The sequence below is a fragment of the Chryseobacterium sp. UNC8MFCol genome, assembly GCF_000482305.1.
GTDB classification, from domain to species: domain Bacteria; phylum Bacteroidota; class Bacteroidia; order Flavobacteriales; family Weeksellaceae; genus Chryseobacterium; species Chryseobacterium indologenes.
Genome location: NZ_AXUZ01000004.1, coordinates 326,580 through 349,519 on the forward strand (window position 1 = coordinate 326,580; position 22,940 = coordinate 349,519).

Here is a 22,940-nt window from a genome sequence, read left to right on the forward strand (position 1 = left end):
ATCAGTTCATCAGATTTATAAAGCAATCTTCAATGCTTGGTGTGATGTGTTTGAGTTCAATGTCTTGAAAATCGGCTTCCTGCAAGGTTTGTATCAGTTCATTTTGTGAACGCTCATTATCATTTTGAAACGTGATGTGATGAAAGTCGCCAAATGAAAAACAACTTTTTATCTGTGTGTTGTTTCGCAAAGCATTCAAGAGTTTACCCATATCGTTTGCCTTTACTGCAAACAACTTGTCGGGAAACTGTTTGATGATAGTATCGGGCGTATCAATAGACATTATGCTGCCGTTTTGTATCAATGCGATGCGTTCGCAAAGCGTGGCTTCGTCCATATAAGGGGTTGAAACCAAAATGGTAATGCCCTGCTGTTTTAAGCCTTTCAGCATTTCCCAAAATTCTTTTCTTGAAACTACATCTACGCCTGTGGTCGGCTCGTCTAAAAACAATACTGTTGGGCGATGAATTAAAGCACAACACAAAGCCAGTTTCTGCTTCATACCACCAGACAATTTTCCTGCTCTTCGATTTTTAAACGGCTCTAACTGTACATAAATATCCTTTACCAAATCGTAATTTTCCGCAACGGTGGTATTGAATACGGTTGCAAAAAAGTTGAGGTTTTCCTCTACTGATAAATCTTGATACAATGAAAATTTGCCGGGCATATAACCTACATTTTTGCGAATGGCTTTATAGTCTTTTACTACGTCAAAACCATTTACGGAAGCCGTACCGCTATCGGGAAGCAATAGCGTAGTAAGTATGCGGAAAATGCTTGTTTTTCCTGCTCCGTCTGCTCCAATCAAGCCAAACAATTCGCCCTTGTTTACCTCAAAAGAAACATCGTTTACTGCCTTTACTTCGCCTTTATTGTAGGTCTTTACAATGTTATTTAATACAACGTCTGCCATTGCTATTGGAATTTTATTTCGCCATACATACCTACTTTGTATAAACCGTCATTTTTAACTTTTATCTTCACGGCATATACCATATTTGCCCTTTCGTCTTTGGTCTGAATGGTTTTGGGTGTAAACTCCGCTTTGTCGTTTATCCAAATGATTGTACCTGCGGTTTCTTTGTAACCGCCTTTGCCGTCATCGGTAAGCACTTTTACTGTTTGGTTCAATTTTGCCTGTGGTAGTTGGTCGCCTGTGATGTAAACCCTCAAAATAATGTTGGATAAATTGGCGATTTTGTAAAGCGGTTTTCCCGCTGACGTCATTTCGTTGGCTTCGGCATATTTGGAAAGTACCGTTCCACTTGCGGGATTTATGATATAGCATTTTGCAAGCTGGTCGTTCAGTTGCTCAATCTGCACCTGCAATGGCACAACGTCTTTGCCTAAGCCCTCGCTTGAAATGCTCAACGTTGATTTTTGTGCTTCGATTTGTTTTTTCAATACTTCAATCTGTGCGTTGATGTCATCTAACTGTTTGGGTGTGGCTGCATCGCCTTTTACCAAATTAGCAACTCTTGTCCTTTCTCTTTCAGCCGTTCTAAGCTGTTCCTGCAAGGCAGATAGCTGAACAGGTATATTGGGCTTTTTTCCCAAAATGGCTGTAACCTGTGCTTCCAACTGCTTTTTCTTCAGATACAACTGCAAGCTGTCTATGTAGCCAATGGTTTGTCCTGCTTCCAATGTTTGCCCCTCTTCGATGCTGAACTGCTTGATTGTGCCTGTGGCTTCCGATGAAATAATGGTTTCTTCTGCCTCAAAACTTCCCGAAGCATCAAATGAAACTTTGTTATTGTTGCAAGCAGTAAGCACTGTTGCGATGCTTGCTATCAATGCGATTGTTTTTATTTTATACATTGTTCTACTTTTTTTATTGTTACTAATTTCCTGCTGTTGTTTGAGCGTTGTACTCTGTCATTAAAAGCTGTATTTCGTGTAAAATCAAACTTTGCTTCGCCTGGTCTTCGGCATTTACCGCAATGAGGTAATCGTTTGTGGTTGCCGTACCATAAGTAAGTTGATTTTGTGTGGTGTTCTTTACGCTTTCACGAAGTATAACAATGCTCTTATCGGTTTCAATCAAATCCTGCATTTTGGTTATATCAGCGTTTTGCTGTTTCAATGTGAGGTTGGTATTGAACAAAAAAGTTTCTCGTTGTATGTCTATCAAACTTTGATTGTTAGCAAGCATTTTCTTTTCGTTCTTATAAGTATAGAAACCTGTAATGTTCCAACTCAACCGTAAACCACCGATATAGTAACCTTGAAAATCATTATCCAGCATATTCAAACCAGGTCTGCCAAAACCGCCTTGAAAAAATGCACTCAAACGAGGCAGGTTTTTAGCGGTAATCAGCTTTTCCTGTACGTCAAAGGATTTTTTCTGTAAGTCGTAAAGTTTCAGTTCGGGGCGGTTGATTGTGGGTGTAAGCATTTGCCTATGTGGTTTTTCAAGAACGGTATTTTCATCAATCGACTTGCCGATGAACAAAGCCAGCATATCGGCATAGCCTTTGCGTGTGGCTTTCAGTTCAATGGTGCGCTGGTCTGCTTTCAGCAACTCGGCTTTCAGGTTGTCGGCTGTGCTTTTCAATGCTACGCCGTTGGCAATGGCTACATTGGTTTTTTCGATGCCGCTTTTAATATCCTTTTTAAGTAGTTCGGTCTGCTGGATTTGGGCATCAATCAATAATATTCCGAAATAAAGGTTGTTGATGCGTTCCCTTAGCTTGTATAGTTCCACTTCTGTTTTTTGTGTTTCTATTTCCGAATTGGCATTGATATATTCCTTTTGGTCTTTAACGGTAAACAGGTCGGTAATGGACTGCGATACCTCGCCATATAACCTGTATTGGTCTTTGCTCATTGTAGGAATATCCACATTGGGCAATGAAATCGGGACTTGGGTAACAGCCGATTGATAGGTTGCCTGTCCTGCTATATTGAATTGAGGTAAAACCCCTTTTTGAGCGTTGGCAATAGAATATTCCTTTGTCTTTTCTATCAGCGTGTACTGCTTTATCAAAGGATAATTCTGTTTTGCCATTTCAAGGCAGTGGTCAAGGGTCAATGAATTGTTTTGTTGTGCCATTGCCCAATGGCTGCACATCAGCAATAAGCCTATCAGCCATTTTGATTTTTGTTTATGAATTACTTTAATCATTTTATTTAATTTTTAGTTTCAATCATTTGATTAACTTATGGACAAAAAAATTTATTTCGCTTTCATCATCGCTTTTATCCAAACAGGTATCAATCTTTTACGCTCCTGCATCAGCTTGTTAAACTGTGTTTCATCCAACCCGCTTATTCCCTGTAACAATGGTTGTCCGATAAAAGGAAAAACAACCAAGCTCAATAAATTCATCAAAAAATGCAATGGGTTTGGTTCGGTAATTTTTCCTTTTGCAACAGCTTCCTGATGTTGTTTGACAAATGCAGAACTCATTACTATTTGTTTGATTGGTAATTTTTCTAACAGACCGCCCGAATTGTTACGGATTTCGTTCAACATAAAAATGGGGATATTCGGCTCTTGGGTAATAAAGTCTATATAATGGGAAGCAACCAATTCTACTTTCTTTTCTAAAGAGGTTTTCTCGTCATTCAATATCGTTGCCATAGTGTGCATAAAACCCGTTACGGTTTCAAGCATTATAATATCAAACAACTTTTCTTTACTGCGGAAATAATAATTGAGCAAAGCAAGGTTAATGTCTGCTTCCTCTGCAATGTCCCTTGTACGTGTTGCCGCAAACCCTTTTTTATGGAATACGATACGAGCAGCGTTCTTTATCTTTTCTTCAGTAGAAGTGTCTAACTTCTTTACTTCTTTACTTTTAGCCATTTTACATTAAAATTCTTTTCAGTGACAAATGTAAAAACTTATTCTTGATTTATCCAAATATTTTAATCATTTGATTAAATTTAGTTTTCGAAATTATTCTTGAAACTTGATAACGAGAAGGTTAGTAATAGTGCTGTACAAAAAAACAGGGCTGTAAAAAGTACAGCCCTGTTTTTGATGGATATATCCTAAAACGCTCTTATTCTTGCTGCACCAAATGTTGCAAATCCGGGTCATTTTTGATACGCTCCAATTCCATTTCGATAATCTGTACAATGTCTTGTTTTATCTGACGGTAGTTGCTTTCAATCTGCTGTTTCATTTTATCCTCGCCCTGCTCGTTTACGAAAGAAAGGATTTGCGGTATTTGCTTATAGGCTTTGGTTTCTGCTGCTACCTTGTCATTATCCACCACGATTTCAGCGTGGAAAATCTTTTGCTCGATGCGCTCATCAAAGTTATCCGATACAGAACCTACGAACATACCCTGTGTCAAAGTTGAAATTTTGGAAGCCGGAATAAGGCTGTCTAATTGTGTGGAAATTGAGGTAGATTTATCGTTGCGGTTAATGGTCATACTCTGGCGTTTCTGCAATACTTTTCCGAAGCGTTCCGAAAGGCTTTTTGCCGTTTCTCCAACCACCTGACCACTGAATATATTGCCGACGGTATTCTGTATTACCTTACTTTCTTTGTCGCCGTAATCCCTCGTTAATTGCGAAAAGTCTTGAAAGCCCAAACATACAGCCACCTTATTACTTCTCGCTGTTGCGATAAGATTATCCAGTCCCCTAAAATAAATTGTGGGCAGCTCATCTATGATTACTGAACTCTTTAATTGCCCTTTTTTGTTGATGAGCTTAACAATACGGGAATTGTACAAACCCAATGCTGCGGAGTAGATATTTTGGCGGTCGGGATTATTACCCACGCACAAAATTTTAGGCTCTTTTGGGTTATTGATGTCGAGCGTAAAGTCATCGCCAGTCATAACCCAATACAACTGCGGGCTAATCATTCTTGACAAAGGGATTTTTGCCGATGCAATCTGTCCCTGCAATTGGTCTTGTGCGCCACCTTGCCAGGCATCCATAAACGGAGAAAGATAGTTTTCCAAATCGGAATATGAGGTCAGAATGGTAAATACGTCCGAATACTTTTTATTCAGCAATTCAATGGCGTGCGGGAATGTACAATACTTACCATCCTCATAGATTTTCAGATACCAAATAATGGCAGCCAATAGGATAATTGGGCTTTCCACGAAAAAATCCCCTTGCTTCTGTATCCAGCTACGGTTGAGGTTCAGCATTATGGTGTAAGCCGCTTCGTAAGCGTCGGAAATGTCTGTCATAAAATCGGGATTGAGTGGATTGCACCTATGGCTCTTGCGTGGGTCATCGAAATTTATCACATAGAATTTTGGTTGAACTTTGTACTTATCCCGATGCTTCAATAAATGATTGTAGGCAATGGTGGAAAGGTCGTCAAATTTAAAATCATATATATACATACTAAAGCCTTTCTCAATCTGCTGCTTGATGTAGTTGTTTACGATGGCATAAGATTTACCGGAACCCGGAGTACCCAACACGATTGATGCCCTGAAAGGATTTACAATGTTTATCCAACCGTTGTTCCATTTGCCTTTGTAGTAAAATTTGGTGGGCAGGTTAACGGAATATTCATTTTCCATCAGCTTTGTTTCCTGTTGAAAGCTCTCGTTCTCGTTGTTGAAAACATCGTCCATTAAGTTGGTACGAAGCAAGCGGCTCATCCATACGCCCGCCATCAGCAAAGCAATATAACCTAACGAGATAGTAAGGATATACAGAAATGTGCCTATTACCGGAGATAGCTTTAACAACGGCGTGTTCAGAAAGAACAGCACAAAACCAACGCCCAAAGCCACGTAGATTTTAGCCCAGGTTATCTTCTCATTCTTTACGCCTTTCGTTCCCAAACAACTCAAAGCAAGCAAAACCAAAGCGAACGCCTTGGTATAAAGGGTATGTGAAAACAAGCCCGCCGTCCGGTCGAAATTGCCTAATATCTTGTTGATTATTTCCAACGTCCAACCACGTTCTAAAAAGAACCCGTAGCAGAACCAATAAAGGTGCATCAGCACCAAAAGAATACTGACTGCCCGCATAAAAGCCATTATTTTGGCTAAACCTCTTAAATCGTCTTCTCCCTGCATTCTTTTTTAGTTTTAATGTTCGGGCGTGAATTTAAAGGCTCTACACAGCGGCTATAAGAATGTGGCAGTCAATGGCGGTGCGTGGCAGTGTTTGGCGAAGTGATAAGAGTTGTAGCTTCTATGATCCTTTTGTATCGTAACATTTATGAAGCATCCAAATAAAAAATACTTTTAGTTGCTCTTCTGTTTTCTGTCCGTCAGCAACATTTTTTGTCCTGCTGAATTGGTGGACAAGGAACACTTCCGTAACTACAATAAACACAACAGTCTCCTTGTTTTGGTTTAAGAACTTGTTTGCATTTTTCACATTCGTAGAAATATTGGCAAGCGTCTGTCGGCATTGTTTCTTCTTTCTTGTGTCCGCAGTTGGGGCAAGTAATTGTTGATTGCAATATGATTTCCATTTGGTTTTATTTTTTGTCGGTTACAGAATATCCTGTTGAGTTAATTGCTTTTTCGACCTCAGAAATATTCGTTTTTGAGTTGTCAAATTCCACGATTGCGTTTCCTTTTTCGTATGAGGCGTTTGAACTTATTATTCCTGTCAATTTATTTACTTCGTGATTTACGTGTTCGCCACAACTTGCACAAGTCATTCCGCTAATCGTAAATTCTACTTTTTGAATATTGGATTTGTCCACCGCTATAATTTGCTTTTCTGTCTTTGGGTAGAAAATGCTTGAGTAGTATGGAAAGGCAAGCATTACGATTGCAAATGCTGTTACAATTCCTAAAAACATTTTTGACTGAATGAATTTTGGTTTTTCTTCTGTCTCACAATTGCAATCTATCTGCTTTTTGGGTTTCAACTTTTGATACCAAGCAAAACCAAGAACCAAAATTGTCAACCCGATAAAATAGGGTCGAAAAGGTTCAAGCCAAGAAAAAGTGGAAGCAAGACCGCTTGTTCCTGCAATAAGAGCCAATACTGGTGTGATGCAACAAAGAGAAGCTGCAATTGTAGTCAAAAGTCCTGCACCAATTAATTTTTTGTCAGTTTTCATATTGTTTCTAATATTTTGTTTTCGTCAAGTATTTTGAAAAATGGTTTCAGCATTTTTTCATACTCTTTAGTCAGTGAGTGAAAAATAGTTTGAGCTTCTCGTTCGGTTTCAATAAGTTTTCTGTCTTTGAGTTTCCGCAAGTGTTGTGAAACCGCTGAAATTGTCATACCAAGAATATCACTTATATCACAAACACAAAGTCGTTTTTCTTCATAAAGTAGAAAGAGTATTTTCAGTCTTACATTGTTTCCCGCTAATTCAAGTCCGTTCGATAAATAGTCAAAAGAACCGTTGAGTTCTGAAACTCGGTCTTTACAGCGGTTTATTTGTTTAATGTCTGCTTGTTGTCGTATGCAAGAATTATTGTCCATAGCACAAAGATAGTCAATTTGTTTATTTAAGCAATTACTTAAATACAACTCAAATTCTTTCAGAATTATAAAGTGACAGCTCAATAAATCTTTTTAAAAACAGATTTTTAATTCCAAAATCTGACCTCTTACAGTCTTCTTTTTTTTTTCTTCTTCATTTTGTTAGCAAAATCCTGTTCCTCGTAATCATCGCCCTGTGCTTCGGGTAACAAACCGCCAAATGCCTCAATCAAACCGTCTTCGTGTTTTTCAGTAGTATTCAGGAAGTCGAACAAATGATGAGGTTCTTCCGCAGGAAGATCTGCATCATTTGATGTGGATGTTTTTGGAAGTTGTACGACAGGTTCTTTAATCTCCGGTTTGATATTATTGTTCCAATAATCATTAAAGGTATTGGCAGAAAGTTCCTTTGCTAAGCGTGAACCGTTCCAAACCGCCTTTGAATTGTGGTCTATGAAAGTGATACCATAAATACGACCTGTATCGTTCCGGCGGACCACTACATTAATGCCCTGTTCACTCAACTGCTTTTTAAAAGCCTGCTCATCATTTGTGGATTTCAGAGCAATAGAAATTGCAGCTTTTAGGGTCTGCTTACTTGGGTGGTCTTTTAAATCCTCTTTGCATTTTGCAAAATGCAGTTCCAAAGCCGGAAGCCCTGCATTTTTACCAAACAACGAAGCCTTGAACGGATGCCCGGCTCTTTCGCCTTTCTCGTTTAAAGGAATATATAATAAGCCTTGCCGCATTTTTCCCTGCAATTCGCCCTCCACTTTTTCGGTGGTAACATTAAACAGGGAAAGCAAGGCATTGTATTCGCCCAAAGTCTGAAACTTATAATAATTCGGTAGGTGGCGGACAACCGAAGCGATTTGGCTTTTCACATCGCCTGCCCGATAATCTACCGGACGGAAAATCTTGTCGTTCTGCTTGTGTTCTTTATCGGTTGCGGGTATCAAGCCGTGTTGTCTTTCCAGTTCACGGCACACATTCATAGACCGCATTTTCTCGAATTTGTCCGAAATCTTTTTGCCCTGCTCGTCCACGCAAACCGATACAATGTGTATATGGCTGCGGTCAATATCCGTGTGTTTGAATACCACAAAAGGCTGTTCGCCGTAACCCATTTCCCGCATATACTGTTCTGCCATTTCCCTAAACTTATCATCGCTTACCTTGTCGTTCGGGTCAGGATTAAGCGAAATATGCAACGTATGTTTCTCGGTATTGCGGTTCGCTATCAGGTAAGGGGCAAAAGACTGGGCTAATTGTGCCACGGAATAATGACCGCTTGCGGTTTCAATCATCTTATTGGCAAATAAAATCTGCCCGTTTTCATTCTCTACTTTAAGCTGATTGTACGCCAATGCTCCGTATAAATTTGCGCTTCTTCCGATTTTTGCTATCATTTCTACCGCTATTTTTTCAGGTGTTTGGCTTCAAATTCCTCGCTTATTTGGATGATTTTCTGACATAGCATTGCCATTTCAGCCGTCTGCTTTTCCAGTTTGTACAGAAACGCTGCGGCTTTTTTCTCGGAAAAATTCTTGTACAGCAGCTTTACAATTTGGTTATAGTTTACACCTATGGAACGGAACTGGCTATGAAAAGAGGTCAGCCGCATATAAAAATCAACCGTTCCCTTGTCAATCTGAATGGTCTTTATGGTCTTGTTAAAGATGCAGGACGTTATAAAGTGCGCCTTTACCTGCATACCTGATTTATCAAACAGGGCAAGAAAACGGGCGTGTTCCTGCTCGTTAAAGGAAATGGTGTACCGTATTGTCGCCGGGTCTTCTTTGGGGCGGCGTCCGGTCTTTTTCAATTGCTTTTTGTTGTTATCGTTCATCACTAATCCATTTTAAAATCCATACAAAACCCTGACTTCGGAAGGTGTTTTCTGCCCCCTGCAAAGGGCAAGTTGTTTTGAGCATCGGAAATCATTCCGAGATGCTCAAAACACAACTTGCCGTGTTCCGGTGAACACAAAAATCCGCCCTGCGGGACGGATTGAATGTAACAGGGAAAAACGGCTCGATGCCGTTCCCGTTACCTCCTGATATGTCAAAAGACTTTTGCATAAATCCGTTAATAAAAATCACAATACAAAGTAAAGCCCTGTTTACGATAGCGTTGCACTGTGCCACAGTGCCAAATGCTGCCTCTGAACGCCAAACACTGCCACCGCTATACAACTGAATGAATTTGATGAGTTCTTTGCCCCTGAATGTTGGCAGGCAGGCAGACAGCCCGTGCTTCAGGACAAGCAGACGGCACACATTCAAGATGGCAGGTTATCCTGCCTGCAAGATTGCAGGAATGCAAGAAAGCAAGAGCGCAGGAATGACGGAAAGCGTGACGGATGGAATGACGAACGGAACGAATGCAAGAACGCAATCTCCCCTGATAAGATGCCTGAATGAAAGCAGGGCTGCTATACAGCAAGGAAGCAGGCAATCAGCAATTCCCGCAGGCAAGCCTGATAGCTATCCTGCAAGAAAGACAGCACGAAATCAGGACTGCACGGGTGCAAGCCTGCAAGACTGAAAACAGCAAGATGTAAACTTTAAATTTTAAAAATATGGACACAAAAAAGAAACCTCTGTTCGTTGCCTTTTCTTCTCAAAAAGGCGGTGTTGGCAAAAGCACATTTACCACGCTTGTTGCAAGCACGATGCACTATCGGTTGGGCTACAACGTAGCCGTATTTGATGCGGATTTTCCGCAGCACAGCCTGATGAAAATGAAAACCCGTGATTTGGCAATGGTAATGGAAAATGAGGCTTTGAAAAAACTGGCTTATAAGCAGTTTACCACCATCAACAAAAAAGCCTATCCCATTATGCAGCACAAAGCGGATAGCGTACTCGATGCGGCGCACGAATTTGTAAACACTTCTCCCGTTCCGCTTGATGTGCTGTTCTTCGACCTGCCCGGAACTGTAAACACGCCCGGCATCCTGAAAGCATTGGCAGGTATGCACCACATTTTCACGCCCATCACGGCAGACCGTGTGGTAATGGAAAGTACGCTCATCTTCACACAGCTTTTACAGGACGTGATTATGAAAAAAGGCGAGACATCTATAGAAACCATTAATCTTTTCTGGAACCAGGTGGACGGCAGGGAAAGCACACCCTTATATGACGTGTACAATCAGCTAATCGGGCAATTGGGATTAAGCCTGATGCAAAGCCAAATCAAGAACAGCACCCGTTTTCGCAAGGAAAGCGAAGCGGACAGCAAAACGGTTTTCCGTTCTACGGTAATGCCACCCGATGAGCGTTTGATGAAAGCCTGCCAGTTAGACCTGTTCATCAGCGAATTTTTAAACATCATTCAATTGTAGTGCTATGGAGAAAGACAATAAAAGAAAAGTAACGCCGGACATTAACGAGGAAATGATGATGAACCTGATGGTAGACGGCGTTAAAAAGGACGGTTTACAGCTACCTGCCGAAGAGCAGGAAAAGGAAGCGGAACAAGATGTGGTAAAGCAGGTTGAGTTACCACAAAGTAAGCCTGTACAACGGGAAAGGAACCGCATCAAAAAAAGCCTTGACGGAAGCTACGGCGAACACTTTTTGAAAACCCATTCGATGACAAAGCGGGGCGATAAAAGCATATATATACGGCAGGAATACCACGAACGGCTATCCCGTATTGTACAGGTTATTGGTAAAGATGCCATACCCCTGTATGCTTATCTCGATAACATACTGGAGCATCATTTTGAGATGTTTGAAAAAGCCATTACCGATGATTTCAACGAAAAGTTTAAACCCATTTTTTAAAGCATCAGATTATGGAAATAGTAATTGTGATTTGCCTGCTGATAGTCATTGTCCTGCTTTTGCAGGATAAGATTGTCATTCATAAAAGGTCGGAGCAAAAGTCCAAACAGGAAAAAGTTAACCCGAACCTGCCCGATATTATGGGGCAACCCAAGCCAGTAAGAAGCCTTTCAGTGCCAAACACTGCCAATGAAAGCCAAATAACGGAACAGGAGATAAACCCTGATAATTTAGACATTGAATACGACGAAAACGAAAACGTCAGCATTCAAATTCCGCAGGAAGAACTGGACAAAGTTTTCAGCAATATGCCTGATTTGGAGGAAGAGGAAGAAGAATGGAACAGGTACGGAATATCCGGTGGCGATAACGGTTTTGCCCAAGGGGTTACCTACGACGAACTAAGCTCCGTAGGGGCATTGCTCCAAAAAGAGAATTTGGAACAGGCTCAAAAGGAAACAGCGGTAGCCATAGTTCAGAAATTACAGGGAACCGAATTATTCAGCTTACTGGAAAATTCCATTGAGGGTGCTTCCCGAAAAATTGCCGAGCTTTTGGATAGCACACTTTCATCTGAAAGCGACGACGGTTCTTCCACCTTGCGGAAAAGTGATTTGGGTGATTTTGACATTGGGGAGTTTGTATAGACTTCCCTTTTTTTTAGGAGTATAACTGAGTATTAGTGTGACATTATCTTATTATGCCTCTTGTGAGAAATGACAACATTATTCCGTCACTTGTAACTTACCTGCGTATGTTCCGTAGGGCTTACCTGAATAATCTCCAGTTTTGAAATAGTCACATAATAGTTTGACCACATTATCTATATCTTCTTCCGTTTCAAATTGGATTTTACCATCTTTTAAGTTTATCGGTGCTTTTTTCTTTTTACCCAATGTTTCCAACTTTTTTATGTTTTTAGAAGTTAAAGAATTTAGATTTCCTAATTTTTCCAACTTCATCAACTTTTTATGAATAGAAGCTTTTGTTTCTATTTTATCAGTTAGAAGCTTAATATCTCCAAAACACTGATGTTTAGATATTGATGTTGCTACGTCTTCCGCTCTCTTCTTATATTCTTCTTGTAATCCGACAAGTTGCTCAAAGTAAAATTTCTTCAATACGTAAAAAGTTTCTTCATAAAAGATACAATCTATTTGTTTGTCTAAATAAACAGTATCGCTTTTTAGCAATGAAAGTGTATTGGTATTGGTGTCAAAAAAAGTCCTTATCTGACTGCCTAAGCTTTTCTTTTCTCCGTCTTTTTCCTTTTCCACTCCTACTTTTCCGGGGGATATTTTTCTAAATGTATAAAAAGATTTATTACTGTCAATTTCAAACTCGACACAATATGCCCAAAGAGTTTCATCTTGGAGTATATCGTTTAAATCTGTGATTTTCGGTGGGCTTTGGTTTAATTGGTTATAAACAACGTCTGAAAAAGAGCCAACTTTATTCTGCATTTGATAAGTAAACAGATGTTCTGTTTCGTCAGCTATGACATCATAATCGAAAAAGTTTAAATCTTCATTATCCTGAATTTTTTTGAACTGTTTCAATGAAAGTTCATAAAGATAGTTTCTTACTTCATCCGTAATCTCTATCTGATAAACTTTAAAGTCAAACTTTTCCAAAACACGTGCGTTAGCTTTCATTCCTTCTTTGAGAATACGAGTGACAAAATACATCTTTAAGTTTTCCGCACTTGCCTGACCAATTATATCGACCAAAATGGATTTATCCATAATAAATATTTTTCGTAATTAAGTTTATTTTTATTTCTTGCCCGCTTTCCAAATCTTCATCTTTTGTTATCAAAAGAGCTTTTTTTGTTTGGCTCTTCTTGTTGTAATCAATTTGGTAAAGGGTATGAGTAATACTCAATATTGGATTTATTACAATCATATTTGATTTTGTATAAATGAAAAATATGATTATCAAGACAATGAAAATCGACGTAATGTCAAATAAGTTATTTGTGTCTTGGAAGATGAAGGGAACAATGTAAGTTGAGATGTAACTGATGCTTTCACTATTCTTGTTTTCTACTTCAACGACTTTTACAAGCTCTCCATTTGATTTTTTTATATCTAAATTTATCAATAAAAATTTCAGCCCTATATAACCGAATATTGCAGTAAGAAAAAGAAAAACGCTTAACCCAAATTTTGCTAAAGCCAGAAATACACTTTCTTGACTAAAACCTCCAAAATTCAAATAATCAATATTTTGCTTGACTTGTCGCAAAATCAATAATCCAAACAACGGAATATATGATGTAATGAACAACACAAAAATTGCGATATTATTTAGTTTTACTTTTTTCATTACATTATTTTGGAGATGGCTATATGGGAACTATCTCACACCTGCATAGTACTTTGCTCGTTCTTCTTTAAATAATCTCAATTGTTCTACCTGTTCTTGATATTGTTTATATAATCCGTTTTTCGATTTTGTTTGCTCGGGAAATGTCAGAGAAAAAGCATCTAAATCATTCGTATGGATTGCACTTTCGGGAATGACTTCCTTTATCTTATCTAATGCTTTTAAATAGTAGGTTTCGCTAATTTCGCAAGCTGTCAAACTCAATCCTGCATTATAACACGCAATTGCAATTGTTCCACTTCCCAAATGAGTATCTAAGATTTTATCTCCTTGATTAGCATACATTTTCAAAAGCCATTCGTAAAGCTCTACTGGTTTTTGTGTTGGGTGGATTTTATTTCTATTTTTTCTTACACTAAATCTGAAAATTTTTGAAGGCTTGTCTAATGATGACCAAGCCATTTCTGCCATTGAAAAATTATTCAATGTTTCGGGTTGGTTTTTATCCCAAATAATAAACCCTTTGTTGTATTCGCTTTTTAGCCAAAGTTGTCCGAAATAGTTTCCTCCCCAAATAATCTGATTTTTTGAAACCCGAAGTAACTCATTAAAGTAATCATCATTGGGTTTTACATCCCATTGACTGTACTCATCCATATTAAATTTGTAGTCGCCACCTCTTTTTGTTTTGTTTAAAATCCCATAAGGTGGGTCGACTATGGCAAGGTCAAAATAGTTGTCTGGATATCTTGCCATTAATTCCATATTATTTTCTCTCGTAATTGTAATCATCGTAAGTTTTAATTTTTTGCTGCAAACCTTGAAATAGTCAGGTCCGAAATGTTTTTACTGATGTCTTTTCCAAGATTATTGACGATGATATTATCAAAATCTTCGTAGTCAATTTCTCTCACGTCATTATCAATACAGTTGTATAAATATTCCGAAAAAGTGTTTGCCCGAATAATTACAATCGGACTTGTGCGAATATCTTGAAGTACCGCTGGAACATATCTTGGCGTAACTACAATTGTGTAAGCTCCCCCAATTTTTTCTCGGTGCCCTTCTAATCTTCCAGCATTTACACCCGAAAGTTTGTTTTTGGTCGACTTGGCATCAACGGCGAATTTTTTCTTTTTAGGAATATACAGGCATTCCAAATCAGTGTTTCCTGCTCCGCCTACTTTTTCGGCTTCTATATTGTAGAACATATTGAAACCATCTGTCAAAGCATCTTCAAAAAGATATGCTTCCGCTCCTTCGTTATTGTTTGCGTATTGTTCTATAATTTTCGGAAGATTAAGCAATTCAAATTTTATATCATCAGCTACTTCGCCAATTTCAACTAAAAGTGTCTTAGGGTAAAAACTGTAAATTTCCTTAATAACATCAATTTTCAAACGTTCAGGGTCGTTAAGCAACAGAGGCTTTGCTAAAAAAGAATATTCATTTTCTAATTGCTGAACTAACTGTTTTAAATTTTCAGGAATTGCAACCTCGTTTCTTGTTATTTTCCTAAAAGTATTGGTTGTTCCGTGTTGTAGTTTGGTTATAACAATTCCCTCTCGTTTGTTCAATACACCTGCACTTTCAAACAGACTTGAAACGTAATAATCCCATTCATAAGCAGAGTTCACATAAGCGTGTCTGTCTTCTTGAAATTTTTGAGCAATTTCTTCATCTGAAAACTTTCTTAATGCTAATAATTCATTTATTAAGACATCATATGTTTTTTGAGTAGCTTCTTTGAGAAACACAACAACGTACGCAACCTCAAAAGCATAAAGTTTGTTAGATAGTTTTGGTTCTGAAAGCAATTTATAAATCAAACGAAATGGATAAAGCTGAAATTCGCTATCCGTTCCGCTATGTGGATGGGGATATTGTACAGCCCAAAGCATTGTAAGAAATATTTTGGCTATTTTCTCTTTATCCCCAACGTTTTTCAAAAATAAGTTTCCAAGCGGACTAAATAAAAAACGGTCTTGCCCATCAACCTTGGCTTGGTAGCCAAACATATAATATGAAAGCTGATTGATTTTATGGTTTATCGCATCAAGCGGTAATTCAGGATTTCTTTCGCTATACAAACCTAACTCACGTAACTTTGAATTTAATTGCGCTTTCTCATCTTTTGAAATTCCTGTCTTGGTGTATGACTTCAAAAATTCAGCAACAACACAAAGTTTTTCAAAATCTCTTGTATGTCTGTATAAAATCCATTTCTTACTATCAATTCGTAAAGTCATATTATTGATTTATTTGAGCAACAATATTTTTAATTAACAAAGGCGGAATACATTCTCCAATACATTTTCTAATAAGTAATTCAGGTGTATTATCCGGGATATTCCAATTTTGTGGAAGAGAGGACAACAACATTAACTCCAAAGGTGTTAAAACTCTTGCATCAGAATAAGTTCCGTTTTTTAATTTTCTTCCTGGATGCACATTCAATTGTGAACTGATTGCATCATTTCGCATTGTAATGGTGGGAGCGGGTTCATCCCATTTAATTCGTCGGTATGTGGTATTGTAACTTTTTATTTTTTCTCCATTAGATTTTATAGGAAAGTATTCTTCATTTTCAAAAGCAGTTTTTCCTGTTGGGGTATGCTTCATCCACAGTACGTGATTATCCGAATGTTTTCGGGCAAAATGCCATTTTATTTTTGACTGTTCTCCTGCCTCAATACTTGGTAAAAAACCAATCTTTTCTTCGACTGTTATTTGCTTTTCAGACTTTATAGGTTGTCCCCATTTTTTGTCTTTTCGGTACAATTTTATGATTGCTCTTGTCCGTCTTTGAGCAACACCATATTCAGAAGCATCATACACATTAGCTTCAATTTTGTATTCTTTGCCGAATAATAGATTTAAAATCTCTATTACTTTTAAATGTTGATTTTGGTATGGCAAAACCATCTTAAAAAATGTTGGTACATTTTCTATCAGTACAAAATCGGGAGATTTTAATTTAATGAAATCAATTATTTTAAAAACAAGATAATTCCTTTCATCTTTAAGCATTTGCTCAATATTCCGATTTTTTCCTGCAACACTCATTCCTTGACAAGGTGGTGAAGCAATTAGAAAGTCTAATTTTTCAGGGGTACTTTCTACGAGTGTTTTAAAAATCTTATCGTCTAAAATGCTACCTGCAATCATTTTAGAATTTGGATACAATGCCTGATATAGGTCAGCTCTTTCCTGAACCAATTCGTTAGCAGCGATAATATTAATTCCTACTTCTTCAAAGTAAGTTTCTGCTATGCCTGCACTTGAAAATAATGATGCTCCTACCATAATTAAAACTTGAGTGTACTTTGATGTTGGTTTTTAATTCTCATATATTTTGCTTTCTCCTCAGCAGCTAAAAATAGCTTTTGAGTTTCCTCCTCCGGATAAATTAATTCTGCAATTCTTTCGCTTAGATACTCGTGTTCTAATTTTTTTAAGTCAAGACTGAAAAATGCTGAAAGTTTCGGTATTATTTCAGCAGGTACATTTCTTTTACCGTTTTCAATTTTTGATAAGGTAGATTGGTCTATGTCTAATGCAGCCGCAAGTTTAGTTAATGTTAAACCATTATCTAATCTTAGCTTGTGAATATATTCGCCAAATGTTTCTTTCATAATCTTGAAATTTATTTCTTGACACTTTTGGCAAATCTACTAATTTGGTTTCGTTTGCGAAAGCTTTCAGCTATAAACTTTGGATTTTGGCTCGTTTTGAGTGACAGATAACCGCTTCTATAGAATAAAAGTGCAAAATCCATAATAGTTATTATTGAAACGTAACCTCAAACCGTAAAAAGTTTGGCTTTTTTTTATGCTCAAATGCTTGTTGCAAAGCCACTCACAGCCAAACACTTCCTTTGACTGCCACTTTCTCATAACGCCTCTTTTTCCACAAGACATTTGTCCCGAAAGCTCGCAAGGTGCGGGATAAACAGTAACAAATTAATGTGTTTCAATTATGGAAAAACAGAGAAAAAAAGTTTGGCTGGCAGCCTTGGCAATGCTGTCAGCAATTGGTGCGTTCGCACAGGGAAACGGCTCGGCAGGTATCAACGAGGCTACCCAAATGGTAACCTCTTATTTCGACCCCGCAACGCAGTTAATCTACGCCATCGGTGCGGTAGTCGGGTTAATCGGGGGCGTTAAGGTGTACAACAAATTCAGTTCCGGCGACCCCGACACGAGTAAGACTGCAGCTTCGTGGTTCGGTGCGTGTATCTTCCTGATTGTTGCCGCTACCATCCTGCGTTCATTCTTCCTTTAATCCTTTGCCTTATGAATTACAATATCAACAAAGGCATCGGCAGGACGGTGGAATTTAAAGGGCTGAAAGCACAATACCTGTTCATTTTCGCAGGCGGGCTGCTCGGTACGCTCATCCTTGTGATGATACTGTATATGGCAGGCGTCAATTCTTACATCTGCCTGTTCCTCGGAGCAGGTGGTGCTTCGCTCATCGTATGGCAGACCTTTTCGCTGAACCGCAAGTATGGCGAACACGGGCTGATGAAAATTGCAGCCAATAAAAGGCATCCTCGCTACATCATCTGCCGCAAGCCTGTACACCGCTATTTAAAATTCACTCCTAAACAGAATGCCGTATGAGAAATGTAGCAAAGACCACCACACTGGAAAACAAATTTCCGTTGCTGGCAGTAGAGAACAACTGCATTCTTTCCAAAGATGCAGATATTACCGCCTGCTTTGAAGTACGCTTGCCGGAACTGTTCACGGTAGCTTCTGCGGAGTACGAAGCGATACATTCCGCCTGGCACAAGGCTATTAAAACCCTGCCTGATTTTACGGTCATTCACAAACAGGATTGGTACATCAAGGAAAGTTATGCGCCCGATTTGGCAATAAAAGACCAGAGTTTTTTATCGAAATCTTACCAACGCCATTTCAACGAGCGACCGTTCTTAAACCATTACTGTTACCTGTTTCTTACGAAGACCACTAAGGAAAGAATGCGGATGCAAAGCAACTTCAGTTCGCTTTGCAAAGGTACGCTGATACCGAAGGAAATCAGGAACAAGGAAACGATACACCGCTTTATGGAGGCGGTCGCCCAGTTTGAGCGTATCGTGAACGATAGCGGTTTTGTAAGCCTGCGACGTTTGACCGAAGAGGACATTATCGGCACGGACGATACGCAGGGATTACTGGAACAGTACCTCACGCTATCGAGGGGAGCCGGAACACCAATGCAGGACATCGCATTGGGAGGTGAAGAAGTCCGTATCGGCAACAAAAGGTTGTGCCTGCACACGCTTTCCGATACGGACGACCTGCCCGGAACGGTATCGGCAGATACCCGTTTTGAAAAGCTATCTACCGACCGTAGCGACTGCCGTTTATCATTCGCTGCGCCTGTGGGCTTGTTGTTAAGCTGCAACCACATCTACAACCAGTATTTGTTTTTGGATAACAGCGAAGACAACCTGCAAAAGTTTGAGAAGTCCGCACGGAATATGCACTCGCTGGCGAGGTACAGCCGTGCCAACCAAATCAACAAAGAGTGGATAGAAAAGTACCTGAACGAAGCCCACAGCTTCGGGCTGTCTTCTATCCGTGCGCACTTCAACATTATGGCGTGGTCGGAAGACCCTGCGGAACTGAAGCAGCTAAAGAACGATTGCGGTAGTGCATTGGCACTGATGGAGTGTAAGCCACGCCACAACACAACGGACGTAGCCACTTTGTATTGGGCAGGAATGCCGGGCAATGCGGGCGACTTTCCTAGTGAGGAAAGTTTTTACACTTTTATCGAACCTGCGCTGTGCTTCTTCACGGAAGAAACCAACTACCACAATTCGCCCTCGCCGTTTGGTATCAAGATGGCTGACAGGCTTACAGGAAAACCTATCCATTTGGATATTTCCGACCTGCCTATGAAACGGGGTATCATCACGAACCGGAACAAGTTTATACTTGGTCCATCGGGTTCGGGTAAATCGTTCTTCACAAACCATATGGTACGGCAGTATTACGAACAGGGCGCACACGTACTGTTGGTAGATACGGGTAACTCTTATCAGGGCTTATGCGAACTCATCAAAGGAAAGACCAAAGGCGAAGACGGTGTTTACTTCACTTATACCGAAGATAACCCGATTGCCTTTAACCCTTTCTATACAGATGATGGCGTGTTCGACATTGAGAAGCGGGAAAGTATCAAAACCCTGATACTGACCTTATGGAAACGTGATGATGAACCGCCGACCCGTTCTGAAGAAGTTGCCCTTTCCAATGCGGTAAGCGGTTATATCGAACGTATCAAAACGGAAGATGTTTACCCGTCATTCAACGGTTTCTATGAGTATGTAAAAGGCGGCTACCGCAAGGTACTGGAAGAAAAGCAGGTCAGGGAAAAGGACTTTGACATTGCCAATTTCCTGAACGTACTCGAACCCTATTACAAGGGTGGCGAGTATGATTATTTGCTGAACTCCAACAAGCAGTTAGACCTGCTTTCCAAACGCTTTATCGTGTTTGAAATTGATGCGATTAAAGACCACAAAATCCTCTTTCCCATAGTTACGATTATCATTATGGAGGTGTTCATCAACAAGATGCGCCGACTGAAAGGTATTCGCAAGCTCATCTTAATTGAGGAGGCTTGGAAAGCGATTGCCAAAGAGGGAATGGCAGAATACATCAAGTATCTTTTTAAGACTGTCCGCAAATTCTTTGGAGAAGCGATTGTCGTAACGCAGGAAGTGGACGACATCATCCAGTCGCCTATTGTCAAAGAAAGTATCATCAACAACTCCGACTGTAAAATCCTGCTTGACCAACGCAAGTATATGAACAAGTTTGATGATATACAGGCGATGTTGGGGCTTACTGACAAAGAGAAAGGGCAGGTACTTTCCATCAATATGAACAACGATGCAAGCCGACTTTACAAAGAGGTTTGGATTGGCTTAGGTGGTACGCACTCGGCAGTCTATGCCACCGAAGTTAGTTTGGAGGAATACCTCGCCTATACGACCGAAGAAACCGAAAAAATGGAAGTAATGCAGCTTGCTGCTGAACTGGACGGCAATGTAGAACTCGCCATTAAGCATATCGCAATGCAAAGGCGGGACAATTCAAATCAATAGTCATTAACAATTTAAAAATTCAGAAACAATGAAAAAAGTATTGTATCTGGTGTGTACGGCACTGATGCTTGCCGTAGCACCGTCAGCAAAAGCCCAGTTTGTAGTTACTGACCCTGCAAACCTGGCTTCAGGAATTATCAACTCTGCGAACGAAATCATACAGACTTCTTCGACCGTGAGCAATGTGATAAAGAACTTCAACGAAGTGAAGAAAGTGTACGACCAGGGTAAGGAATATTATGACAAGCTGAAAGCCATCAACAACCTTGTGAAAGATGCCCGTAAGGTGCAACAAACGGTATTGTTGGTGGGCGATGTGTCTGAAATGTATGTGCAGAATTTTGGCAAGATGATGAACGACCCAAATTTCACACCGCAGGAATTAGTCGCCATCGGCAATGGTTATTCGGCACTGCTCAATGAAAGTACGGAACTGCTGAAAGAATTGAAGCAGATTATAACCTCTTCAAGCCTTTCGCTAAATGACAAAGAGCGTATGGATATTATTGACCGAGTGTACAAAGAAGTTAAGGATTACCACAGCCTTGTACGCTACTACACCAATAAGAACATTTCTGTAAGCTACCTAAGAGCGAAAAAGAAAAACGATGCCCAAAGAGTGCTTCAACTCTACGGAACTGCTAACCAAAAATACTGGTAAAAATGGAATGGGATAATCTTCACGAACTCCTGCGTTCGCTTTATGACGATATGATGCCGCTTGCAGGCGATATGGCGGCAGTAGCTAAGGGTTTGGCGGGATTGGGAGCATTGTTCTATGTGGCATTAAAGGTTTGGCAGGCTTTAAGCCGTGCCGAACCTATTGATATGTTCCCTTTGCTGCGCCCGTTCGCTTTAGGGCTTTGTATTATGTTCTTCCCGACCATCGTATTGGGAACCATCAATGCAGTATTAAGCCCGGTGGTAGTAGGAACCCACCAAATACTGGAAGACCAGGTGCTTGACCTGAACAAGCTGCAACAGCAGAAAGACCAGTTGGAATACGAGGCAATGGTAAGGAACCCCGAAACCGCCTATATGGTATCAGACGAAGAGTTTGATAAAAAACTGGACGAACTGGGATGGTCGCCCTCCGACATTGGAACAATGGCGGGTATGTATATGGACAGGCAAGCCTACAAGATAGAGAAAGCCATAAAGGATTGGTTTCGCAATCTATTGGAAATACTCTTTCAGGCGGCGGCTTTGGTCATTGATACCATACGAACGTTTTTCCTGATAGTCCTCTCCATACTCGGACCAATAGCCTTTGCTATTTCCGTATGGGACGGCTTTCAGTCCACGCTCTCGCAATGGCTCACGAGGTACGTCAGCGTTTACCTGTGGCTTCCTGTTTCGGACTTGTTCAGCTCAATGTTGGCAAGAATACAATCCCTCATTTTAGAAAGGGATATAGCAATGCTTGCCGACCCCACCTATATACCTGATACGAGCAATACCGTGTACATCATTTTTATGATTATCGGCATCATCGGGTACTTCACTATCCCGACAGTAACAGGTTGGGTAATCCAAGCCGGAGGCGCAGGAAACTTTACCCGCAATGTAAACTCCACAGCAATGAAAGCCGGAAACATCGCCGGAGCAGGCGCAGGCTCAACAGTTGGAAACATCGGCGGTAAACTGATGAATAAATAATCATTAATCATTCTAAAAAATGGAATTTAAAACGCTAAGAAATATCGAAAACAGCTTTAGGCAGATAAGATTATATGCCATTGTGTTTGCGGTTCTCTGCATTGGCGTGGTAGGATACGCCGTATGGCACTCCTACCGCTTTGCAGAAGAACAACGCCAAAAAATCTATGTACTGGATAACGGCAAATCCCTGATGCTTGCCTTGTCGCAGGATGCGAGCATCAACCGCCCGGTTGAAGCAAGGGAACACGTCAGGAGATTTCACGAACTGTTCTTTACCCTTGCCCCTGATAAAAACGCTATTGAAAGCAATATGGGCAGGGCATTCAACCTTGCCGATAAAAGTGCATTTGATTACTACAAAGACTTGTCGGAAAAGGGCTATTACAGCCGTATCATTTCAGGGAACGTGCAGCAACGCATAGAGGTGGATAGTGTGGTTTGCAATTTCGACAACTATCCCTATGCAGTGCGCACCTATGCCAAACAGTTCATCATCCGGTCAAGCAACGTAACCAGGCGTAACCTTATTACTACCTGCTATCTCGTCAACTCCGTTCGTTCCGACAATAATCCGCAGGGCTTCAATATTGAAAAATTTGCAGTCGTTGAAAACAGGGACATTGAAGTTATCGAACGCTAAAAAC

General features: G+C 40.0%; 26 protein-coding genes. 10 read left to right on the forward strand and 16 right to left on the reverse strand.

The annotated features are described in order from the left end of the window. Nucleotide 1 precedes the first annotated feature (1 nt). The 10 genes from M030_RS0104655 to mobA all read right to left on the reverse strand — a co-directional run bounded on the left by M030_RS0104655 (nucleotide 2) and on the right by mobA (nucleotide 9,235). A complete protein-coding gene (locus M030_RS0104655) occupies nucleotides 2-916 on the reverse strand; it encodes an ABC transporter ATP-binding protein (RefSeq protein WP_002978450.1) in 915 nt (304 codons plus the stop codon). Nucleotides 917-918: 2 nt separating this feature from the next. After that, nucleotides 919-1,821 carry an HlyD family secretion protein gene (locus M030_RS0104660; protein ID WP_002978452.1) on the reverse strand — a complete coding sequence of 301 codons (903 nt, stop codon included), beginning with the start codon at nucleotides 1,819-1,821 and terminating at the stop codon, nucleotides 919-921. 22 nt (nucleotides 1,822-1,843) lie between these two features. Next, nucleotides 1,844-3,127 (reverse strand): TolC family protein, encoded by a 1,284-nt coding sequence (locus M030_RS0104665; protein WP_002978454.1) that lies wholly within the window; start codon nucleotides 3,125-3,127, stop codon nucleotides 1,844-1,846. 51 nt (nucleotides 3,128-3,178) lie between these two features. Next, on the reverse strand, nucleotides 3,179-3,811 hold the full coding sequence (locus M030_RS0104670; RefSeq protein ID WP_002978457.1) for a TetR/AcrR family transcriptional regulator: 633 nt from the start codon (nucleotides 3,809-3,811) through the stop codon (nucleotides 3,179-3,181). Between the two features lie 199 nt (nucleotides 3,812-4,010). Next, nucleotides 4,011-6,011: a conjugal transfer protein MobC gene (gene mobC / locus M030_RS0104675; RefSeq protein WP_002978460.1), complete on the reverse strand. Its 2,001-nt coding sequence runs from the start codon at nucleotides 6,009-6,011 to the stop codon at nucleotides 4,011-4,013. Nucleotides 6,012-6,208: 197 nt separating this feature from the next. Next, the gene (locus M030_RS25855) at nucleotides 6,209-6,415 is read right to left on the reverse strand and encodes a GDCCVxC domain-containing (seleno)protein (protein WP_002996045.1); all 207 of its coding nucleotides are present in this window, start codon (nucleotides 6,413-6,415) and stop codon (nucleotides 6,209-6,211) included. A gap of 6 nt (nucleotides 6,416-6,421) precedes the next feature. Then, nucleotides 6,422-7,015, reverse strand: a complete 594-nt coding sequence (gene merTP / locus M030_RS0104685) for a mercuric transport protein MerTP (protein ID WP_002978464.1) — start codon at nucleotides 7,013-7,015, stop codon at nucleotides 6,422-6,424. Then, nucleotides 7,012-7,386, reverse strand: a complete 375-nt coding sequence (locus M030_RS0104690; protein WP_002978466.1) for an ArsR/SmtB family transcription factor — start codon at nucleotides 7,384-7,386, stop codon at nucleotides 7,012-7,014. Before M030_RS0104690 ends, merTP begins: the two co-directional genes overlap by 4 nt. Before the next feature lie 128 nt (nucleotides 7,387-7,514). After that, nucleotides 7,515-8,795 (reverse strand): conjugal transfer protein MobB, encoded by a 1,281-nt coding sequence (mobB, locus tag M030_RS0104695; RefSeq protein ID WP_002978468.1) that lies wholly within the window; start codon nucleotides 8,793-8,795, stop codon nucleotides 7,515-7,517. An 8-nt stretch (nucleotides 8,796-8,803) separates the two neighbouring features. Next, the gene (mobA, locus tag M030_RS0104700) at nucleotides 8,804-9,235 is read right to left on the reverse strand and encodes a conjugal transfer protein MobA (RefSeq protein WP_002978470.1); all 432 of its coding nucleotides are present in this window, start codon (nucleotides 9,233-9,235) and stop codon (nucleotides 8,804-8,806) included. A gap of 359 nt (nucleotides 9,236-9,594) precedes the next feature. On the opposite strand from mobA, the gene M030_RS25445 reads away from it, so the two are divergent. The 4 genes from M030_RS25445 to M030_RS0104725 are packed head-to-tail and all read left to right on the forward strand — an operon-like array spanning nucleotide 9,595 to nucleotide 11,827. Continuing rightward, nucleotides 9,595-9,933, forward strand: a complete 339-nt coding sequence (locus M030_RS25445; protein WP_126358599.1) for a hypothetical protein — start codon at nucleotides 9,595-9,597, stop codon at nucleotides 9,931-9,933. A gap of 34 nt (nucleotides 9,934-9,967) precedes the next feature. Beyond that, nucleotides 9,968-10,735, forward strand: a complete 768-nt coding sequence (locus M030_RS0104715) for a ParA family protein (protein WP_002978474.1) — start codon at nucleotides 9,968-9,970, stop codon at nucleotides 10,733-10,735. A gap of 4 nt (nucleotides 10,736-10,739) precedes the next feature. After that, nucleotides 10,740-11,180, forward strand: a complete 441-nt coding sequence (locus M030_RS0104720) for a DUF3408 domain-containing protein (RefSeq protein WP_002978475.1) — start codon at nucleotides 10,740-10,742, stop codon at nucleotides 11,178-11,180. Between the two features lie 11 nt (nucleotides 11,181-11,191). Further along, nucleotides 11,192-11,827: a hypothetical protein gene (locus tag M030_RS0104725; protein ID WP_002978477.1), complete on the forward strand. Its 636-nt coding sequence runs from the start codon at nucleotides 11,192-11,194 to the stop codon at nucleotides 11,825-11,827. A gap of 78 nt (nucleotides 11,828-11,905) precedes the next feature. On the opposite strand, the gene M030_RS0104730 is transcribed toward M030_RS0104725, so the two are convergent. From M030_RS0104730 to M030_RS0104755, 6 genes are read right to left on the reverse strand one after another with little or no spacing between them, the layout of a single operon-like run. Continuing rightward, nucleotides 11,906-12,925, reverse strand: a complete 1,020-nt coding sequence (locus M030_RS0104730) for a Kiwa anti-phage protein KwaB-like domain-containing protein (protein WP_002978479.1) — start codon at nucleotides 12,923-12,925, stop codon at nucleotides 11,906-11,908. Beyond that, nucleotides 12,918-13,508 carry a hypothetical protein gene (locus M030_RS23755; RefSeq protein ID WP_002978481.1) on the reverse strand — a complete coding sequence of 197 codons (591 nt, stop codon included), beginning with the start codon at nucleotides 13,506-13,508 and terminating at the stop codon, nucleotides 12,918-12,920. The genes M030_RS0104730 and M030_RS23755 overlap by 8 nt, the downstream gene beginning before the upstream one ends. 30 nt (nucleotides 13,509-13,538) lie before the next feature. After that, entirely contained in the window at nucleotides 13,539-14,300 is a 762-nt protein-coding gene (locus tag M030_RS0104740) for a DNA methyltransferase (RefSeq protein ID WP_002978482.1), read from the reverse strand. An 8-nt stretch (nucleotides 14,301-14,308) separates the two neighbouring features. Then, nucleotides 14,309-15,757, reverse strand: coding sequence for a hypothetical protein (locus M030_RS0104745; protein WP_002978484.1), 1,449 nt, complete (start codon nucleotides 15,755-15,757; stop codon nucleotides 14,309-14,311). A gap of 1 nt (nucleotide 15,758) precedes the next feature. Further along, nucleotides 15,759-16,814, reverse strand: coding sequence for a DNA (cytosine-5-)-methyltransferase (gene dcm, locus M030_RS0104750; protein WP_002978486.1), 1,056 nt, complete (start codon nucleotides 16,812-16,814; stop codon nucleotides 15,759-15,761). Between the two features lie 2 nt (nucleotides 16,815-16,816). Next, on the reverse strand, nucleotides 16,817-17,143 hold the full coding sequence (locus M030_RS0104755; protein WP_002978487.1) for a helix-turn-helix domain-containing protein: 327 nt from the start codon (nucleotides 17,141-17,143) through the stop codon (nucleotides 16,817-16,819). Nucleotides 17,144-17,486: 343 nt separating this feature from the next. Here M030_RS0104755 and M030_RS0104760 point away from each other — a divergent pair, with 343 nt between their 5' ends. The 6 genes from M030_RS0104760 to traK are packed head-to-tail and all read left to right on the forward strand — an operon-like array spanning nucleotide 17,487 to nucleotide 22,936. Further along, on the forward strand, nucleotides 17,487-17,792 hold the full coding sequence (locus tag M030_RS0104760; protein WP_002978490.1) for a DUF4134 domain-containing protein: 306 nt from the start codon (nucleotides 17,487-17,489) through the stop codon (nucleotides 17,790-17,792). Nucleotides 17,793-17,803: 11 nt separating this feature from the next. Further along, the gene (locus M030_RS0104765) at nucleotides 17,804-18,133 is read left to right on the forward strand and encodes a DUF4133 domain-containing protein (protein WP_002978492.1); all 330 of its coding nucleotides are present in this window, start codon (nucleotides 17,804-17,806) and stop codon (nucleotides 18,131-18,133) included. After that, entirely contained in the window at nucleotides 18,130-20,634 is a 2,505-nt protein-coding gene (locus M030_RS0104770) for a TraG family conjugative transposon ATPase (protein WP_002978494.1), read from the forward strand. Before M030_RS0104765 ends, M030_RS0104770 begins: the two co-directional genes overlap by 4 nt. A 28-nt stretch (nucleotides 20,635-20,662) precedes the next feature. Then, the gene (locus M030_RS0104775) at nucleotides 20,663-21,295 is read left to right on the forward strand and encodes a DUF4141 domain-containing protein (RefSeq protein ID WP_002978496.1); all 633 of its coding nucleotides are present in this window, start codon (nucleotides 20,663-20,665) and stop codon (nucleotides 21,293-21,295) included. Nucleotides 21,296-21,297: 2 nt separating this feature from the next. After that, nucleotides 21,298-22,293 (forward strand): conjugative transposon protein TraJ, encoded by a 996-nt coding sequence (traJ, locus tag M030_RS0104780; protein ID WP_002978499.1) that lies wholly within the window; start codon nucleotides 21,298-21,300, stop codon nucleotides 22,291-22,293. Nucleotides 22,294-22,312: 19 nt separating this feature from the next. Next, nucleotides 22,313-22,936 carry a conjugative transposon protein TraK gene (gene traK / locus M030_RS0104785; protein ID WP_002978501.1) on the forward strand — a complete coding sequence of 208 codons (624 nt, stop codon included), beginning with the start codon at nucleotides 22,313-22,315 and terminating at the stop codon, nucleotides 22,934-22,936. The last annotated feature ends 4 nt before the right edge of the window (nucleotides 22,937-22,940 follow it).

What these genes read in the sequence shown, in the direction of transcription:
- M030_RS0104725 (WP_002978477.1), top strand. Translation starts at nt 11,192, where the DNA reads ATGGAAATAGTAATTGTGATTTGCCTGCTGATAGTCATTGTCCTGCTT.
- M030_RS0104755 (WP_002978487.1), bottom strand. Translation starts at nt 17,143, where the DNA reads ATGAAAGAAACATTTGGCGAATATATTCACAAGCTAAGATTAGATAAT.
- M030_RS0104720 (WP_002978475.1), top strand. Translation starts at nt 10,740, where the DNA reads ATGGAGAAAGACAATAAAAGAAAAGTAACGCCGGACATTAACGAGGAA.
- M030_RS25445 (WP_126358599.1), top strand. Translation starts at nt 9,595, where the DNA reads ATGAGTTCTTTGCCCCTGAATGTTGGCAGGCAGGCAGACAGCCCGTGC.
- M030_RS0104690 (WP_002978466.1), bottom strand. Translation starts at nt 7,386, where the DNA reads ATGGACAATAATTCTTGCATACGACAACAAGCAGACATTAAACAAATA.
- M030_RS25855 (WP_002996045.1), bottom strand. Translation starts at nt 6,415, where the DNA reads ATGGAAATCATATTGCAATCAACAATTACTTGCCCCAACTGCGGACAC.
- M030_RS23755 (WP_002978481.1), bottom strand. Translation starts at nt 13,508, where the DNA reads ATGAAAAAAGTAAAACTAAATAATATCGCAATTTTTGTGTTGTTCATT.
- dcm (WP_002978486.1), bottom strand. Translation starts at nt 16,814, where the DNA reads ATGGTAGGAGCATCATTATTTTCAAGTGCAGGCATAGCAGAAACTTAC.
- M030_RS0104765 (WP_002978492.1), top strand. Translation starts at nt 17,804, where the DNA reads ATGAATTACAATATCAACAAAGGCATCGGCAGGACGGTGGAATTTAAA.
- traJ (WP_002978499.1), top strand. Translation starts at nt 21,298, where the DNA reads ATGGAATGGGATAATCTTCACGAACTCCTGCGTTCGCTTTATGACGAT.
- M030_RS0104745 (WP_002978484.1), bottom strand. Translation starts at nt 15,757, where the DNA reads ATGACTTTACGAATTGATAGTAAGAAATGGATTTTATACAGACATACA.
- M030_RS0104730 (WP_002978479.1), bottom strand. Translation starts at nt 12,925, where the DNA reads ATGGATAAATCCATTTTGGTCGATATAATTGGTCAGGCAAGTGCGGAA.
- M030_RS0104760 (WP_002978490.1), top strand. Translation starts at nt 17,487, where the DNA reads ATGGAAAAACAGAGAAAAAAAGTTTGGCTGGCAGCCTTGGCAATGCTG.
- M030_RS0104665 (WP_002978454.1), bottom strand. Translation starts at nt 3,127, where the DNA reads ATGATTAAAGTAATTCATAAACAAAAATCAAAATGGCTGATAGGCTTA.
- traK (WP_002978501.1), top strand. Translation starts at nt 22,313, where the DNA reads ATGGAATTTAAAACGCTAAGAAATATCGAAAACAGCTTTAGGCAGATA.
- M030_RS0104770 (WP_002978494.1), top strand. Translation starts at nt 18,130, where the DNA reads ATGAGAAATGTAGCAAAGACCACCACACTGGAAAACAAATTTCCGTTG.
- mobA (WP_002978470.1), bottom strand. Translation starts at nt 9,235, where the DNA reads ATGAACGATAACAACAAAAAGCAATTGAAAAAGACCGGACGCCGCCCC.
- merTP (WP_002978464.1), bottom strand. Translation starts at nt 7,015, where the DNA reads ATGAAAACTGACAAAAAATTAATTGGTGCAGGACTTTTGACTACAATT.
- M030_RS0104715 (WP_002978474.1), top strand. Translation starts at nt 9,968, where the DNA reads ATGGACACAAAAAAGAAACCTCTGTTCGTTGCCTTTTCTTCTCAAAAA.
- M030_RS0104775 (WP_002978496.1), top strand. Translation starts at nt 20,663, where the DNA reads ATGAAAAAAGTATTGTATCTGGTGTGTACGGCACTGATGCTTGCCGTA.
- mobC (WP_002978460.1), bottom strand. Translation starts at nt 6,011, where the DNA reads ATGCAGGGAGAAGACGATTTAAGAGGTTTAGCCAAAATAATGGCTTTT.
- M030_RS0104740 (WP_002978482.1), bottom strand. Translation starts at nt 14,300, where the DNA reads ATGATTACAATTACGAGAGAAAATAATATGGAATTAATGGCAAGATAT.
- M030_RS0104670 (WP_002978457.1), bottom strand. Translation starts at nt 3,811, where the DNA reads ATGGCTAAAAGTAAAGAAGTAAAGAAGTTAGACACTTCTACTGAAGAA.
- mobB (WP_002978468.1), bottom strand. Translation starts at nt 8,795, where the DNA reads ATGATAGCAAAAATCGGAAGAAGCGCAAATTTATACGGAGCATTGGCG.
- M030_RS0104655 (WP_002978450.1), bottom strand. Translation starts at nt 916, where the DNA reads ATGGCAGACGTTGTATTAAATAACATTGTAAAGACCTACAATAAAGGC.
- M030_RS0104660 (WP_002978452.1), bottom strand. Translation starts at nt 1,821, where the DNA reads ATGTATAAAATAAAAACAATCGCATTGATAGCAAGCATCGCAACAGTG.